Consider the following 311-nt stretch of genomic DNA (forward strand, 5'->3'; position numbering starts at 1 on the left):
GAAGGCCCCGAAACGGTCCTCGCGCACATCCACGGGGCGGCCGTGTGGCAAGCAGCCCGGTGAGCCCGGGCGGACCCGCACGATGGTCACCGACCCGGACGAGGTTGTGGTCATCGACCCGCCGACCTGCGCGGACTGCGGGGAGTCGCTCGCCGACGCGCCGGTGTTCGCGACCCGGCGCCAGCAGGTCCTCGACGCCCCGCCCCCGCCGCCGCGCCCGCACGTAACCGAGTACCGGGTTCTGGCGCGGACCTGCCCGTGCTGCGGAAAGACCACCGCCTCGGCGAGCCCACCAGGGGTGACCGGCCGGC

1 protein-coding gene is annotated in these 311 nt (G+C 75.6%); it reads left to right on the forward strand.

The window, feature by feature from the left end:
* Nucleotides 1-82: 82 nt before the first annotated feature.
* Nucleotides 83-311 (forward strand): IS66 family transposase zinc-finger binding domain-containing protein (locus MJ797_RS20945; RefSeq protein WP_374582709.1); only part of this gene is annotated, 229 nt, incomplete at its 3' end.

The sequence above is a fragment of the Protofrankia sp. CiP3 genome (genome assembly GCF_917627345.1).
Lineage (GTDB): Bacteria > Actinomycetota > Actinomycetes > Frankiales > Frankiaceae > Protofrankia.